This is a genomic window from Nonomuraea endophytica, assembly GCF_014203235.1.
Classification (GTDB): domain Bacteria; phylum Actinomycetota; class Actinomycetes; order Streptosporangiales; family Streptosporangiaceae; genus Nonomuraea; species Nonomuraea endophytica.
This window is the reverse complement of record NZ_JACHIN010000002.1, coordinates 131,546-144,854: the sequence shown is the minus strand read 5'-3', so window position 1 is coordinate 144,854 and position 13,309 is coordinate 131,546. Positions and strand designations below refer to the sequence as shown.

At 70.9% G+C, this 13,309-nt stretch carries 15 protein-coding genes and 1 tRNA gene; 9 read left to right on the top strand and 7 right to left on the bottom strand.

Features of this window, described 5'->3' with window-relative positions; all coding sequences use genetic code 11:
• Window positions 1-174 precede the first annotated feature (174 nt).
• Together HNR40_RS57820 and HNR40_RS08740 are read left to right on the top strand one after the other, a co-directional pair.
• Window positions 175-471 (top strand): helix-turn-helix transcriptional regulator, encoded by a 297-nt coding sequence (locus HNR40_RS57820; RefSeq protein WP_184959752.1) that lies wholly within the window; start codon window positions 175-177, stop codon window positions 469-471.
• The gene (locus HNR40_RS08740; RefSeq protein ID WP_184959750.1) at window positions 423-1,121 is read left to right on the top strand and encodes a site-specific integrase; all 699 of its coding nucleotides are present in this window, start codon (window positions 423-425) and stop codon (window positions 1,119-1,121) included. Before HNR40_RS57820 ends, HNR40_RS08740 begins: the two co-directional genes overlap by 49 nt.
• A 231-nt stretch (window positions 1,122-1,352) precedes the next feature.
• Here the strand turns inward: HNR40_RS08740 and HNR40_RS08735 are convergent.
• Together HNR40_RS08735 and HNR40_RS08730 are read right to left on the bottom strand one after the other, a co-directional pair.
• A tRNA-Arg gene (locus HNR40_RS08735) sits at window positions 1,353-1,426 on the bottom strand.
• 54 nt (window positions 1,427-1,480) lie between these two features.
• Window positions 1,481-2,215 (bottom strand): ZIP family metal transporter, encoded by a 735-nt coding sequence (locus HNR40_RS08730; RefSeq protein ID WP_184959749.1) that lies wholly within the window; start codon window positions 2,213-2,215, stop codon window positions 1,481-1,483.
• Between the two features lie 92 nt (window positions 2,216-2,307).
• On the opposite strand from HNR40_RS08730, the gene HNR40_RS08725 reads away from it, so the two are divergent.
• Window positions 2,308-3,084 carry a phosphotransferase gene (locus tag HNR40_RS08725; protein ID WP_184959747.1) on the top strand — a complete coding sequence of 259 codons (777 nt, stop codon included), beginning with the start codon at window positions 2,308-2,310 and terminating at the stop codon, window positions 3,082-3,084.
• Window positions 3,068-4,039 carry a cobalamin biosynthesis protein gene (locus HNR40_RS08720; protein ID WP_184959745.1) on the top strand — a complete coding sequence of 324 codons (972 nt, stop codon included), beginning with the start codon at window positions 3,068-3,070 and terminating at the stop codon, window positions 4,037-4,039. Before HNR40_RS08725 ends, HNR40_RS08720 begins: the two co-directional genes overlap by 17 nt.
• Here HNR40_RS08720 and HNR40_RS08715 read toward each other — a convergent pair.
• Window positions 3,969-5,252: an MFS transporter gene (locus HNR40_RS08715; RefSeq protein ID WP_312896249.1), complete on the bottom strand. Its 1,284-nt coding sequence runs from the start codon at window positions 5,250-5,252 to the stop codon at window positions 3,969-3,971. The two genes, HNR40_RS08720 and HNR40_RS08715, sit on opposite strands and share 71 nt — an antisense overlap.
• Window positions 5,253-5,372: 120 nt before the next feature.
• Here HNR40_RS08715 and HNR40_RS08710 point away from each other — a divergent pair, with 120 nt between their 5' ends.
• Window positions 5,373-6,860, top strand: a complete 1,488-nt coding sequence (locus HNR40_RS08710; protein ID WP_184959742.1) for a cobyric acid synthase — start codon at window positions 5,373-5,375, stop codon at window positions 6,858-6,860.
• Here the strand turns inward: HNR40_RS08710 and HNR40_RS08705 are convergent.
• Together HNR40_RS08705 and HNR40_RS08700 are read right to left on the bottom strand one after the other, a co-directional pair.
• Window positions 6,799-7,389, bottom strand: a complete 591-nt coding sequence (locus HNR40_RS08705; RefSeq protein ID WP_184959741.1) for a 3'-5' exonuclease — start codon at window positions 7,387-7,389, stop codon at window positions 6,799-6,801. The two genes, HNR40_RS08710 and HNR40_RS08705, sit on opposite strands and share 62 nt — an antisense overlap.
• A gap of 23 nt (window positions 7,390-7,412) precedes the next feature.
• Entirely contained in the window at window positions 7,413-8,297 is an 885-nt protein-coding gene (locus HNR40_RS08700) for a DNA-3-methyladenine glycosylase family protein (RefSeq protein ID WP_184959740.1), read from the bottom strand.
• Between the two features lie 61 nt (window positions 8,298-8,358).
• Here HNR40_RS08700 and HNR40_RS08695 point away from each other — a divergent pair, with 61 nt between their 5' ends.
• Complete coding sequence (locus HNR40_RS08695; protein WP_184959739.1) at window positions 8,359-8,673, top strand: chorismate mutase; 315 nt, start codon at window positions 8,359-8,361, stop codon at window positions 8,671-8,673.
• On the opposite strand, the gene HNR40_RS08690 is transcribed toward HNR40_RS08695, so the two are convergent.
• A complete protein-coding gene (locus tag HNR40_RS08690; RefSeq protein ID WP_312896248.1) occupies window positions 8,670-9,689 on the bottom strand; it encodes a 1-acyl-sn-glycerol-3-phosphate acyltransferase in 1,020 nt (339 codons plus the stop codon). The genes HNR40_RS08695 and HNR40_RS08690 overlap by 4 nt on opposite strands.
• 4 nt (window positions 9,690-9,693) lie before the next feature.
• Window positions 9,694-10,506 carry a patatin-like phospholipase family protein gene (locus HNR40_RS08685; protein WP_312896247.1) on the bottom strand — a complete coding sequence of 271 codons (813 nt, stop codon included), beginning with the start codon at window positions 10,504-10,506 and terminating at the stop codon, window positions 9,694-9,696.
• Between the two features lie 100 nt (window positions 10,507-10,606).
• Here HNR40_RS08685 and HNR40_RS08680 point away from each other — a divergent pair, with 100 nt between their 5' ends.
• The 3 genes from HNR40_RS08680 to HNR40_RS08670 are packed head-to-tail and all read left to right on the top strand — an operon-like array spanning window position 10,607 to window position 13,264.
• Window positions 10,607-11,491 carry an ABC transporter ATP-binding protein gene (locus HNR40_RS08680; protein WP_184959736.1) on the top strand — a complete coding sequence of 295 codons (885 nt, stop codon included), beginning with the start codon at window positions 10,607-10,609 and terminating at the stop codon, window positions 11,489-11,491.
• Entirely contained in the window at window positions 11,488-12,279 is a 792-nt protein-coding gene (locus HNR40_RS08675; protein WP_184959734.1) for a DUF2705 family protein, read from the top strand. Before HNR40_RS08680 ends, HNR40_RS08675 begins: the two co-directional genes overlap by 4 nt.
• A 7-nt stretch (window positions 12,280-12,286) precedes the next feature.
• A complete protein-coding gene (locus HNR40_RS08670; protein ID WP_184959732.1) occupies window positions 12,287-13,264 on the top strand; it encodes a PucR family transcriptional regulator in 978 nt (325 codons plus the stop codon).
• Window positions 13,265-13,309 lie beyond the last annotated feature (45 nt).

Genomic DNA, 13,309 nt, shown 5'->3' with positions numbered 1-13,309 from the left:
ACACCGGGTGACGGTCGCCAATGGAACCCGCTGCCGGACGCCCGGCGGAAGAGCGTCACCTGGGCGTTGACCACGCCCAGGTGACGCCCGGTAGGCGGATAGGGCGTTTGCAGGGCGTTTCCCGGTCAGGCTGGAGGCGGGGTTGGAGTCGGCGCATGCTGTGTGGTCCCCTAAATGCTGAGGGAGCGTGGCGTGGTGACCCACCAACCAGAACAGCGAAACTCGTCCCAGCAGGCCGGGCTGGTCAAGCCGTCTCGTCCCGGCCTGATCCGGGCGCGGCTGCAGCGTGGTCTGACCCAGGAGCGGGCCGCCGAACAGATCGGCGTGTCCCTCAGCACGTGGGCGCGCTGGGAGCGCGGCACCCAGAACAGGGCTTCCGTGATTACCGCAGCGCGGAGAAGGCGCGTCGTGGAGGGCGGCGGGTGGATCCGATCGACGCCTACATCCGGGTGCCGCGCCCGTCGGCGGTGATGGTGTGGACACCGGAGCAGACCCGGCTGTTTCTGGAAGAGGCCGGTCGGCATCCGCTGTTCGCCTTGTATCGGCTGATCACGCTTCGAGGGCTGCGGCGTGGCGAGGCGTGCGGGCTGCGCTGGAAAGACATCGATCTCGATACCGGGGCCGCGAGTATCTCCTGGCAGCTGGTGCAGCTGGCCGGGCGCATCCACGAGGGCAAGCCCAAGACCGACGCCTCCATGCGCACCATCGCCCTGGACGCCGAAACGGTCACGATCCTGCGCGGGCACCAGCGACGTCAACGCGAACAACAACTCGCGGCGGGCGAGATGTGGAAGGGGACCGGCTTCGTATTCACCCAATCCGATGGCGATCGGCTGCACCCGCAGCATGTGTCCGACCAGTTCCTGTGGCTGGCCTACCTGGCAGGGCTACCACCGATCCGGCTCCATGATCTATGGCATGGCGCGGCGTCGTTGATGCTGGCCGCGGGCGTGGAGATCAAGGTGGTCCAGGAGACGCTGGGGCATACCTCCAGCGCGTTCACCGCCGACACCTACACCTCGGTCTTCCCCCAGGTGGCGATGGCGGCAGCGGAGAAGACCGCGGCGCTGCTGCTGGGCGAGGACGAGGGGCACGGCACACTGCGGCATCTCCGCGCATAGCCGGGGGAGTGCCTGACAGGGGCACAGGACGGCTTCGTCCCGCCGGAGCTGCGGCGGACGGGGCCGTCCGCCGTATCGCGGGAACCGCTGAGTGCGCTGTCGGACGGCATGATGATCATGGTGTGTACAGGGTTGGTACGGGCGAGCACCGCGCGAGCACCGATGGCCTAGAACTATGTTCCGTACGGGTGTGGCGGGATGTGTTTCCGCAGGTCAACGCCATGGTCTGTGCGCGCCCTGCAGGATTCGAACCTGCGACCGTCGGATTAGAAGTCCGATGCTCTATCCAGCTGAGCTAAGGGCGCTCCCGCCTTATTGTGCATGATCCGGCGAGTTGTCACGCACTCGATTTGCCCGTGTCACTCGGTGAGTCCGATCACCGCCCACATGAACAGCGTGCCCGCCAGCGTAGCCGCCAGGGTGAGGCCGGTGGATCGGCGGGGGGTGTGGGCTTCGGGGAGGATGTGGGAGGTGGCCAGGTATAGGAGGAAGCCGGCGAAGAGTCCCAAGTATGCAGCTAGCAGGGTTTTGGGGATGGGGAGCAGGGTGGTCAGGGTGGCGCCGGCCACTGGGGCTATGGCGTCCAGGCACAGGAGGGTGATGGCTCGGCGGCGGGCGTTGCCGTACAGGGTGGTGAGTGTGTAGGTGTTGAAGCCGTCGGTGAAGTCGTGGGCTATGACGCCTATCGCCACTGCCACGGCGAGGGTGGTGTCTGTCTGGAAGGCGGCGCCTATCGCGGCGCCGTCCAGGAAGCTGTGGATCACCAATGCGCTGCCCGCTGCCAGGCCCATGCCGGCGTGGGCGTGGCGGTGGGCGGCGTAGTCGCCTTCGTGGGTGTCGTGCATGGCTACTGCGCGTTCCACTGTGTGGACCGCCAGGAAGCCGGCGGCGAAGGTGAGCATGGGGAGGGGGACGCCGTGTATGTGGATGGTGTCCAGGGAGAGGGCCTCCGGGAGGAGGTCGAAGGACACCACGCCTAGCATGACGCCGGCGGCGGCGCCCAGGACGAGGTTGCGGCGTTCGCGGACGCGGTGTGCGACCAGGCCGCCCAGGAGCGTCATCAGGAACGCCACGACGGACAGCAGGATCGCCATACGGGCCACGTTATGGGCAGGCGGCGCCGGGGCGGTGGTCCGACACAAAAAGCCAGGCGGGATCGGTCTAAAGGGGTCTAAGATGCCGTTGCATGGTCGCGACGCTCCTGCATGAGACACCGCTGCGGGGCGGGGACGTGACGGACGGGGTGGTTCGGGTCGGGGATACGGTCCGCCGTCCGAAAAGCCCGTCCACGCCCGCCGTGCACGCCCTTTTGCGGCATCTTGAGGCCGCGGGGTTCGCCGGGGCGCCTCGGGTGGTGGGGTTCGACGAGTTCGACCGCGAGGTCATCACCTACATTCCGGGCAGTTGTGGGATTACCGTGCACAACGTTGCCGAGGATGGGCTTCGGAGTCTTGCCGGGCTGTTGCGGGGGTTTCATGACGCCACCGAAGGGTTCTCCGCCCAGGGGTGGGTCGAGGGGTCCAATGATGACAGGGCGCCGGAAGTCATCGGGCACTGTGACTTACGGCCGGAGAACACGATTTTTCATCGTGGCAGCGCCGTCGCGCTGATCGACTTCGACCAGGCTCGGCCTACGACGCGGCTGTTCGATGTGGTCACCACGCTGCGGCACTGGGCGCCCATCGCCGATCCGCTCGACCGCCATCCGCTCCTGCGGGGCGTGGACGTGGGCGCCCGGCTGCGGCTTTTCTGCGACGCGTACGGCCTGCCGCCCCGAGACCGGCGCCGCCTGCTCGACCTGGCCAGGCTCCGCTTCCACCGCAGCTACGACGTGATGCGGAAGCGGGCGGACCAGGGCGGCGCCTGGGCGGCGATGTGGGCCGGCGGCGCCGGTGAGCGCATCCGCCGGGCGGCCGCCTGGCTTGATGTGCACGAAGATGAACTTCATGCACATCTGGTCTAGGTCTGCCGGTATCGCGCTCGGTGTCGCGCTTGACGCCGTGTTCGCGGATCCGCGCCGCGGGCATCCCGTCGCGTTGTTCGGCCGGGCGGCCGCCGCTCTGGAGAAGCGCCTGTACGGCGACGCCCGCCCAAACGGCGTGGCCCACGTCGCGCTGTGCGTCGGCGCGGCGGCCGGCGTCGGCATGCTGGCGGAACGGGTACGCCACCCGCTGGCCCGCACCGCGCTCACCGCGGCGGCGACCTGGGCGGTGCTCGGCGGTACGACGCTGGCCCGCGAAGGCGCCCACATGGCCGGCGCCCTGGAGGACAAGGACGTCGAGCGGGCCAGGCGCCGCCTGCCGCACCTGTGCGGGCGCGACCCGTCCGGGCTGGAGGAGCCGGAGCTGGCCAGGGCGACGGTGGAGTCGCTGGCCGAGAACACCTCGGACGCGGTGGTGGCGCCGTTGTTCTGGGGTGCGGTGGCGGGGATTCCCGGATTGCTGGCCTATCGGGCGATCAACACGTTGGATGCGATGATCGGGCATCGTTCGCCCAGGTACGAGCGGTTCGGCTGGGCGGCAGCGCGGCTGGATGACGTGGCCAACTATGTTCCGGCGCGGGTGACCGGGCTGATCACCGTGGCGGTGGGGCCGGATCGGGCGGGGGCGCTGGCCGTACTGAAGAAGGATGGGCATCGGCACCCGAGCCCGAACGCGGGACAGTGCGAGTCGGCCTTCGCCGGCGCGCTGGGGGTGACGCTCGGCGGCACCAACGTGTACGGCGGGCGGACCGAACACCGTCCGACCATGGGCGACGGCCGCGCGCCCGAGGTCGGGGACATCAGGCGCGCGGTCCGGCTGACCAGGGCGGTGAGTTTCACGGCCGCCGCGCTGGCGGTGCTGGCGGCTATGCGTCCCTGGCCTCGTCGAGGACCTTCTTGGCGTCCCGCTCGAACGAGGCCCGCGCGCCCAGCGTGATCAGCCCGCCGGCGACCATGGGCACGATCAGCACGTACATGCCGCCGACCAGGGAGCCCAGCCGGTCGGAGAAGATGCCCACGATCAGCGAGCCGAACGCGCCGCCCGCGGTCGTGAACACCTGAAGGACGGCGAAGCCGAGCCCGCGCGAGCCCGCGCCGACCACGTCGGCGAGGCAGGCGGTCATGTTCGGGATGGCGATCGACATGAGCGAGCAGGCCAGCAGGGTGAGCGCGGCCATGGCGAGCAGGGAGTTCATGGAGAGGGCCGCGGCGAGCACGGCGGCGCCGATCGTGATCCCGCCGCCGCCGGCCAGCAGCCGTCCGCCCTTGATCGTGCCGTGCCACTTGCGGCCGAGCCACGCGCCGACCAGGGTGCCGACGAGCGTGCCGGCGACCGTGATCAGGCCGCTGTAGGAGCCGGCGGTGGCCGGGGTGGCGCCGAACGCGCGCACCATCAGGGTGGGCAGCCAGAAGAAGATCCCGGCCAGGCCGAGCGTGAGCAGGGCCAGGCCGACGCAGACGAACATCAGCGTCGGATTGCGCAGCACGAGGCGGAACTGCGGCCAGAACGGCTGCTTCGGCGCCTTCGCCGGGGAGGCCGGGGTGGTGCCGCCCGCGACCAGCCGGTCGAGTTCGCCGCGTTTGGGCTCGCGCAGCATCCAGCACAGGATCGCGGTGAGCACGCCCGGGATGACCATGACGAGGAAGGCGTTGCGCCAGCCCATGGCCTGGCCGAGTACGCCGCCGAGCAGGGTTCCGATGCCGCCGAGATAGGTGGTGACGCGCGTGAGCCCGTACGCCTTGGCGCGCGAGAGCGGGGGATACCAGTCGGCGAGCAGGCTGCCGGCGGCGGGGTTGTCGATGTTCTCGGCAGCGGCCAGGAAGACGCGCATCAGGTAGAACATGGCGAATCCGGTCGCGAGGCCGGAGCCGAGGGTGGCGATCGCCCAGAGGAAGACGACGACGGCGAGGATGCGGGTGCGGTTGTAGCGGTCGGCGAAGTATCCGGCGGGCAGGGCCACCACCGCGGCGGCGAGGGCGGCGGCCGTGGGGATGGATCCGGCCGCGGTGTCGGAGAAGCCCCATTCCGCCTGGACCAGGGGGAGGACGCCCGACAGCAGGTTGAATTCGATGCGGTCGACCAGGCCGACGATGAACAGGACGACGAGTGGCGTCCAGCCGTACGGAGCGCGGTCCTGTGCGTTGATCACACCGGTTCGTGGTGATCCGAACGTCCCGACCATGCGGCACCTCTCTTAGAGCAACGTTCTAGGATATTGTTCTAGAAGGGCAGTGCGCTGTAAATGGGGCAGGTGTGAAAAAATGCCGCGGTGAAGGGTGCGTTGCTGGTCGCGGGGACGACGTCGGACGCGGGCAAGAGCGTGGTGACCGCGGGCATCTGCCGGTGGCTGGTGCGCCAAGGGGTGAAGGTGGCGCCGTTCAAGGCGCAGAACATGTCCCTGAACTCCTTCGTCACCGCCGGGGGCGCGGAGATCGGGCGGGCGCAGGAGGTTCAGGCGAGGGCGGCGCGGCTGGAGCCCGTCGCGGACATGAACCCCATCCTGCTCAAGCCGGGCAGCGACCGGCGCAGCCAGGTGGTCCTCATGGGCCGGCCGCTGACGGACGTGGACGCGCTGGAGTACGGGGCGCTCAAGGACATGCTGCGCGAGAAGGCCCTGGAGTCGCTGGAACGGCTGCGCGCCGCCCACGACGTGGTGATCTGCGAAGGGGCGGGCAGCCCGGCCGAGATCAACCTGCGGGCCGGTGACATCGCCAACATGGGCCTGGCCAGGGCGGCGGGGCTGCCGGTCGTGGTGGTGGGCGACATCGACCGGGGCGGGGTGTTCGCCGCCTTCTACGGGACGGTGGCGCTGCTGGACGCCGCCGACCAAGCCCATATTTCCGGATTTATCGTCAACAAGTTCCGCGGCGCGGTCGAACTCCTCCAACCCGGACTCGACACCCTCCACGACCTGACCGGACGCCCCGTCTACGGCGTGCTGCCCTGGCTCGACGGGCTCTGGCTCGACGTCGAGGACTCCCTGGCCCTGGACAACCGCCGCGTCGTCACCCGCGGCCCGCACGGCAGGCAGACCCTGCGCGTGGCGGTGGTCAGGCTGCCCAGGATCTCCAACTTCACCGACCTGGACGCCCTGGCCGCCGAACCTGGCGTGATCGTCCGCTTCGTCACCGACCCCGCCGAACTGGACGACGCCGACCTCGTGGTGCTGCCCGGCTCCCGCGCCACGGTCTCCGACCTCGCCTGGCTGCGGGAGAACGGGCTGGCGCGTGCCGTACAGGAGAGAAAAGGACCGGTGCTGGGCATCTGCGGCGGCTTCCAGATGCTCGCCCGCGACATCCACGACGGCGTGGAGTCCGGCGCCGGGCATGTCAGGGGGCTCGGGCTACTTCCGGTGACCGTGACGTTCCGGGCGGAGAAGACGCTCGCCCGCCCCACCGGCCAGGCCTACGGCCATCCCGTGCGCGCCTACGAGATTCACCACGGCGTGGCCGCCGTCGAGGGCGGCGAGCCGTTCCTGGACGGCTGCCGCGTCGGCGACGTCTGGGGCACCACCTGGCACGGCGCCCTGGAGAACGACGACTTCCGCCGCGCCTTCCTCACGGACGTGGCCGCGCGCGCCGGTCGCGCCTACGTCCCGGCGCCCGACGTCAGCTTCGCCGCGCTGCGCGAGGAGCGCCTGGACGCGCTGGGCGATCTGGTCGAACAGCATCTGGACGTCGGCGCGATGATGCGCCTCATCGAGCGTGGTCCGCCCGACGTTCCGCTTCTTCCGCCGGGAGGGACCACGCGTCCCTAGACGCCAGGTGGAGGATCAGGGCGGCGATGTTCCAGGCGTCGTCCTCGCCCCGGTGGTGCCGGCCTTCGAGCGGGAGCCCCGCGATGGTCAGCGCCTGCGCCATGCCGGGGCGTTTGCGCAGCCCGTGGGCCGCGGTGAAGGGCAGCTTGGCGTTGGTGTGGTCGCGGGAGAAGGGGTAGCGGGTGCCGGTGGCCGCGCACTGACGGGTGAACTGCTTGCGGTCGTAGTCGCCCCAGCTCGCCCAGGGGCGCGAGCCCGCCTTGTGGTCGGCGGCCAGGATCCGGCAGGCCTCGGCGAACGGCACGCCGCGCCCGACCTCGTCCTCGGTGAGACCGGTCAGCTCCGTGCAGAACGGGCTGACCGTGGAGCGGGCGGGCTTCACCACGATGCCGTGCCGCGACAGGCGCTCGCCGGCGGCCAGGTCCACGACGGTCAGGCCGATCTCGATGATCTCGCTGACCATGCCCGGCGGCGGGGAGCCGGGCCAGCAGGTCGCCTCGACGTCCACGACGTTCAGGAAATGGTCCATGGGGCGCCAGCGTACGAGTCTTCCTACGGCCGGCGCACCTGATATCCGGTGGCGCGGAAGTGGAAGGAGGCCCATGACCGGTAGGGGCGCCACGAGTCGGCGATCTTCCGGTAGGCGGTGGGCGGGGCGTCCTCCGGCAGGCCGTACGCCTCGCGCAGGATCGCGAACAACCGGGGCTCGTCACCCGGGAAGGCGTCCGGCGCGCCCGCGCCGCGGATCAGGATGAGCCCGGCCGTGAACGGCCCGACGCCGGGCAGCGCGCGCAGTTCCGCCAGCGCCTCGGACGGCGGCAGGCCGCGCAGGTGCTCGGTGGTGAGGACGCCGTCGAGCGCGGCCCTGGCCAGGTCGTGGATCCACTCCTCCTTGCGTGCGGGCAGGCCGAGCCCGCCGGCCTCCACCAGGGAGATCGGGGGAGGGAAGGCCACGAAGGGGTGGCCGTCGACGTCGAGGGTGGCGCCGTACCGCTCGGCGATGCGCTGTTTGATGCGCGCGGCGACGTGCATCGAGGAGCGCTGCACGATCACCGCCCAGCACGCCGCCTCCCACGGGCTCCAGAAGCACACCGGCCGTAGTCCGGGACGCAGGCGCAGGACGTCGCCGAGCACCGGGTCGGCGGCGGCCAGCGCGGCGAAGCCGGTGCCGTCGACGTCGAGGGAGAGGATGCGGGCGATCTCGGCGCGGATCGCCGGGCCCGCCGGGCGGGTGGTCTCCACCGCGACGCCGCCGGGCGCCGCGCGCACGGTCACGCCGATGGGCCGCCAGTCGGACTCCGTGTTGTAGGCGAAGCGCAGGGCCGTGCCGTCGCTGGGCGCGAGCGTGCTGGTGGCCGGCCAGTCCTCGACGAAGCGCAGGGACTCGGCGAAGTCGAAGGGGCCCTCGGCGGCGAGGGTGAAGCCGTGCGTGCTCATACGGACATGGTAGTAAGCTCCCTGAATTGGGATTTCACCAGCAGGGAATGAGGAATTGTTGATGGACGGTGACCGGGAATTCGTGCAAAAGGAGCTGCAGCGGCTCCGTGACAGTATCGACAATCTCGACGCCGCCCTGGTGCACCTGCTCGCGGAGCGGTTCAAATGCACGCAGGAAGTCGGGAAACTGAAGGCGGAATACAGCCTGCCGCCCGCCGATCCCGAGCGCGAGAAGCGCCAGATTACGCGGTTGCGCAGCTTGGCCGAACAATCGAAACTCGACCCGGTATTCGCGGAACGCTTTCTCAATTTCATCATCGCCGAAGTCGTGCGCCACCACGAGCTGATCGCCAACAACCGGGCCCGCAGGTCCTAGCCGGCCACCTTCTGGGCGGCGATCCAGTCGTCGATGGTCTCCCACTGGTCGTAGAGCCAGCGGATGCGGTCCTCGCGTTCGCGCGGGATCTCCGCGGCCGGCACCCGCCACCACTGGGCGGTGATCTTCGCCTCCAGGGGGAGCCGGCGCCAGATGTCGCCGACGGTGACGAGGTCGTCGAGGCCGGTGTGGGCGACGAAGATGACGTCGGCCGACGGGCAGGCCTCGATGGCGGCGATCGCCCCGCCAGGCCGGGGCGGCAGCAGGTGGTCGAGGCCGCGCGCCCGCTCGGCCTCGGCGGCCAGGCCCTTCTCCTCCAGGCGGCGGATGGCCAGCCGCCGGCGGCGCGGGGTGAAGTTGCCGCCTTCCGGGAAGATGACCAGGGCGTCGTGGTCCTCCATGGTCGAGGACAGGCGGGTGATCTCGTCGAGGATGCCGCTCTCGGTCACCCGGCGCGGGACGAACGCGTTGGGCAGGCGGTTGACGAGGACGTCCAGCGAGGGGTCGTACTGCAGGGCCGCCTTCATGACGATGCGCGGTTTGCGCCGGTACAACGCCAGCAGGTGGTAGACCAGCAGGAAGCTGTCGCCGGGGCCCGCGTGGCGGGAGAGCACGATGACCGGGCGGGTCAGCCGGGCGGCCTGTTCTTGTTCGGTCATCGGGGGTTCGGCGATGGTGACACTCAGGCGGAAGACGCGTTCGGCGGTGCCGTACACGCGGGCGAGAAACCATTTGATCAGCGAGTAGTGGCGCGTCTGGAACTCGTCCCTGCGCAGCCGCCCGCCGAAGCCCGCGGCGACCCACAGCGCGAAGCAGGCCAGCAGCGCGCCGCACTCCAGCACCAGCCACGCCGCCGCGAACCAGATGAGCCGCACCCCGCGCCGTTGCGGCGGCGGCAGGCGCAGCGAGGCCACCGCCACCACCAGCAGCCAGAACGGCAGCGTGACGACGACCACCACGGTCAGCACGATGACCAGGGGAGCGAGGATGAGGCGCCGCAGGATGCGTGGGGGCACGCCCTCATCCTCCTCTTGAAGCCAAATATCGGGAAGAAGCCTCATAAGCCCGCTCGACATAAGCCGAAATAAGCGAAGCGTCCCGATAGCGGAGCGGAGAGACCGGCTCCGGCGCCCCCGCCGGCAACACGTGCACCTCCACGCCCGGCGGCAGGTTCGCCATCTCCTCGGCGAACCGGTGCCGGCGCGCGATCTCGAAGGCCACCATCCCCACCTCCCACGGCCGCGTCGGCGCGCTGAGCGGACGCTCGATCCGTCCGACATGAAGGACGAAAACCCGCTCCGCCCCCAGATGTACGGCCCGCCCGACCGGAATGCTGTGCACCAGACCCCCGTCGAAGAAGTGCTCACCGCCCACGTCCACCGGCGGCAGCAACCCCGGCACCGCGCACGAGGCCAGCACCGCGTCCACCAGCGGCCCGCCGGTGAACCAGTGTGCCGCCGCCCGCTCCACCGACGCCGCCACACACTGGAACGGCACCGCCAGATCCTCGATCCGCTCCACCCCGAGCGTGGCCGCCAGCATCCGCCGCAGCGGCCCGGCCGGATGCAGGTGGGTGCCGGTCCTGGCCAGGGTGGACAGCCGCGAGACCCACGAGCCGGCGAAAGCCGTACGGACCACGTCGGAAGACCACAGGGTGGTCAGCCGTTCGACCGCGCGATCGGGGTCGGCGGCCAGCACCGCGCCGTTGAGCGCGCCGATCGAGGTGCCGAGCACCACGTCGGGGCGCACGCCCGCCTCGTCGAGCGCCCTGAGCATGCCCACCTCGTGGGCGCCGAGCAGCCCGCCGCCGCCGAGCACGAATGCCGTCTCCACGAAGGCAACATTATTGCCGGAAGACGGAAACCAAGCAGTCTCCGCGACTGCCGGACTCATGCGATGACGAAGAGCCCGGCGACGGAGGAGCATCCGGGACATGACAGCAGTCGTGGAGGCCGAAGGGCTGACGAAGTACTACCGGGCGCGCCGCGGCCTGGAGGACCTGACGCTGGAGATCCGTCCTGGCGAGGTCTTCGGCTACCTGGGCCCGAACGGGGCAGGGAAAACGACCACCATCCGCCTGCTCCTCGACGTGATCCGGCCGACCAGGGGCACGGTCCGGGTCCTCGGGCACGGCTCCCGCGAGCCCGCCGCCCGCGCCAGGATCGGCTACCTGCCCGGCGAACTGGTCCTGGAGGGCCGCGAGAAGGCCCGCGACTACCTGCGCTTCCTGGGCCGGATCCGCGGCGGGGTGCCGCCCAAGCGGATCGAGGAACTGGCCGAGCGGCTCGACGCCGACCTGTCGGTGCCGATGCGCAAGCTCTCCAAGGGCAACAAGCAAAAGGTCGGGCTCATCCAGGCGTTCATGCGCGAGCCGGAGTTCCTGATCCTGGACGAGCCGACCAGCGGCCTCGACCCGCTGCTGCAGCGGGAGTTCCTGTCGATGGTGCGCGAGGTGCGGGTGTCGGGGCGGACCGTGCTCATGTCCTCGCACGTGCTGGCCGAGGTGGAGCAGGTCTCCGACCGGGTCGGCATCGTCCGGGAGGGCCGCCTGGTCGCGGTGGAGGACGTCTCGGCGCTGCGGGAGAAGGCGGTGCGCCGGGTGGAGCTGCACTTCGACGCGCCGGTGCCGCCCGAGGCGTTCGCGGACCTGCCGGGGGTGCGCGAGCTCAGCATCCGCGGCGCCGCGCTGGCGTGCACGATCGACGGCCGCCCCGACGCGCTGATCAAGGCGGCCGCGGGCTTCACCGTCGTGCACCTCGTCAGCTCGGAACCCGACCTCGAAGAGATCTTCCTGACCTACTACAGCGAGGCATCATGATCGCCAAAGCCCTGGGCGAGTACCGCAGGTCGCTCGTCGGCTGGTCGGTCGGCATCAGCCTGTTCCTGACCATGTACGTCAGCATCTACGCCAGCCTGCGCGAGGACCCCGAGACCCTCAGCAAGCAGGCGCTGGCCAAGTCGCCGGGCGCGCTGCGCGACATCATGGGCGGCATGGAGGACGTCGCCACCGGCGCCGGCTACCTCCAGACCGTCGTCTACCAGCTGCTCGTCCCGATCATGTTCATCGTGTGCGCGATGGTCCTCGGCAACCGGGCCATCGCCCAGCCCGAGGAGTCCGGCACGCTGGAGCTGACGATCACGCTGCCCGTCGACCGCAGGCGGCTGCTGCTGGAGCGCTACGCCGCGATGGTCGTGGCGCTCTTCGTGATCGCCGCGATCACCTTCGGGGTCCTGGTCGCCGTGGCGCAGTCGATCGACCTCGGCGTCGGCGTGGACCGCATCCTCGCCGCCCACACCGGCGTCTTCCTGCTCGCCGTGTTCTTCGGTACGGTCGCGGTGACCGTGGGCGCGGTGACCGGCCGCAAGGCCCCGGCGATGGCCGCCGTCGGCGTCTGGGCGGTCGCCGGGTACATGGTCGTGACCGTCGGCAGGAACGTCGAGGCGATCTCCTGGCTCAAGTGGCTCTCGCCGTTTCACTATTACGGCGAGGGCAGGCCCGTCTACCAGGGGCTGCCCACGTGGGACTACCTTGTGCTGGCGGGGGCGGCGGTCGTGCTGGCGCTCACCGCGGTCCTCGCCTTCGACCGGCGCGACGTAGGAGTCTGACGGGCAGATGGACGAGCCGCTGCGGCGCCTCGTGGCCGAGCACGCCGCCACGGGGCGGCTGCCGGGCCGCGCGGCGGTGGAGGAGTGCCGCGCGATCGGCGAGAGCGCCGCCGTGCGCGGCGTCCCGCTGCGCGTGCTGGTGGACGACGCGCTGGCCGCGGCCGACGGTACGGCGGCGCCCGCGCTGCGCCGGCTGGTCGCCGCGCTGATGGACGGCTACGAGGCGGCCCAGCACGCCGCGCTGCGCAGCGAGGAGGCGGCCCGCAAGGAGTTCGTGGACGACCTGCTCCAAGGCCGCGCGGAGCGCCTGGCCGAGCGGGCCGAGCACTTCGGGCTGCGCCTGGCCGAGTCGTACGTGGTGGCGGTGGCCAGCGGCATGAAGGACGGCGACCAGGACCGGATCGAACGCGACCTGGTAGCCAGGTTCGGCTCGCACAACATCCTGGTGGCCGGGCGGGAGGCCCTGCTGGTGTGCGTGTCACCGGCGACGCTGCCGGCCGCGGTGGGGGAGTTCACGCACCACGTGCGGGCCCGGTTCGCGCCCGGCTGGCGGGTGGCGGTCGGGCGGGCGCAGCGCGGTCCCGGCGGCGTCGTCGCCTCCTTCAGGGAGGCCGAGCGGGCGCTGGAGCTGGCGGGCCGGCTGGGCCTGGCCGCCTCGGTGGTCAAGGCCGCCGACCTGCTGGTCTTCCCGGTGCTCCTGCGCGACAGGGCCGCCATCGAGGACCTGGTCAACAGCGTGCTCAGCCCGCTGCTCGGCGCGCGCGGCGGGCACGAGCCGCTGCTGGAGACGCTGGCGGCCGTCTTCGCCGTGCACGGCAACCAGGCGGCGGCCGCGCGCCGGCTCGGCGTCAGCACCAGGACCGTCACCTACCGGCTGGAGCGCATCCGCCGCCTGACGGGCTTCTCACCGGACGAGCCGACGCAGCGGTTCACGCTGGAGACGGCGGTGCTGGGGGCGCGGCTGCTCGACTGGCCGCCGTCATGATCAGCTGAGGTACGGCACCGCGCCCCCGGGCACCTACCTGACAGC

What these genes read in the sequence shown, in the direction of transcription:
- HNR40_RS08725 (WP_184959747.1), top strand. Translation starts at nt 2,308, where the DNA reads ATGGTCGCGACGCTCCTGCATGAGACACCGCTGCGGGGCGGGGACGTG.
- HNR40_RS08670 (WP_184959732.1), top strand. Translation starts at nt 12,287, where the DNA reads ATGGACGAGCCGCTGCGGCGCCTCGTGGCCGAGCACGCCGCCACGGGG.
- HNR40_RS08680 (WP_184959736.1), top strand. Translation starts at nt 10,607, where the DNA reads ATGACAGCAGTCGTGGAGGCCGAAGGGCTGACGAAGTACTACCGGGCG.
- HNR40_RS08695 (WP_184959739.1), top strand. Translation starts at nt 8,359, where the DNA reads ATGGACGGTGACCGGGAATTCGTGCAAAAGGAGCTGCAGCGGCTCCGT.
- HNR40_RS08705 (WP_184959741.1), bottom strand. Translation starts at nt 7,389, where the DNA reads ATGGACCATTTCCTGAACGTCGTGGACGTCGAGGCGACCTGCTGGCCC.
- HNR40_RS08675 (WP_184959734.1), top strand. Translation starts at nt 11,488, where the DNA reads ATGATCGCCAAAGCCCTGGGCGAGTACCGCAGGTCGCTCGTCGGCTGG.
- HNR40_RS08730 (WP_184959749.1), bottom strand. Translation starts at nt 2,215, where the DNA reads ATGGCGATCCTGCTGTCCGTCGTGGCGTTCCTGATGACGCTCCTGGGC.
- HNR40_RS08700 (WP_184959740.1), bottom strand. Translation starts at nt 8,297, where the DNA reads ATGAGCACGCACGGCTTCACCCTCGCCGCCGAGGGCCCCTTCGACTTC.
- HNR40_RS57820 (WP_184959752.1), top strand. Translation starts at nt 175, where the DNA reads ATGCTGAGGGAGCGTGGCGTGGTGACCCACCAACCAGAACAGCGAAAC.
- HNR40_RS08720 (WP_184959745.1), top strand. Translation starts at nt 3,068, where the DNA reads ATGCACATCTGGTCTAGGTCTGCCGGTATCGCGCTCGGTGTCGCGCTT.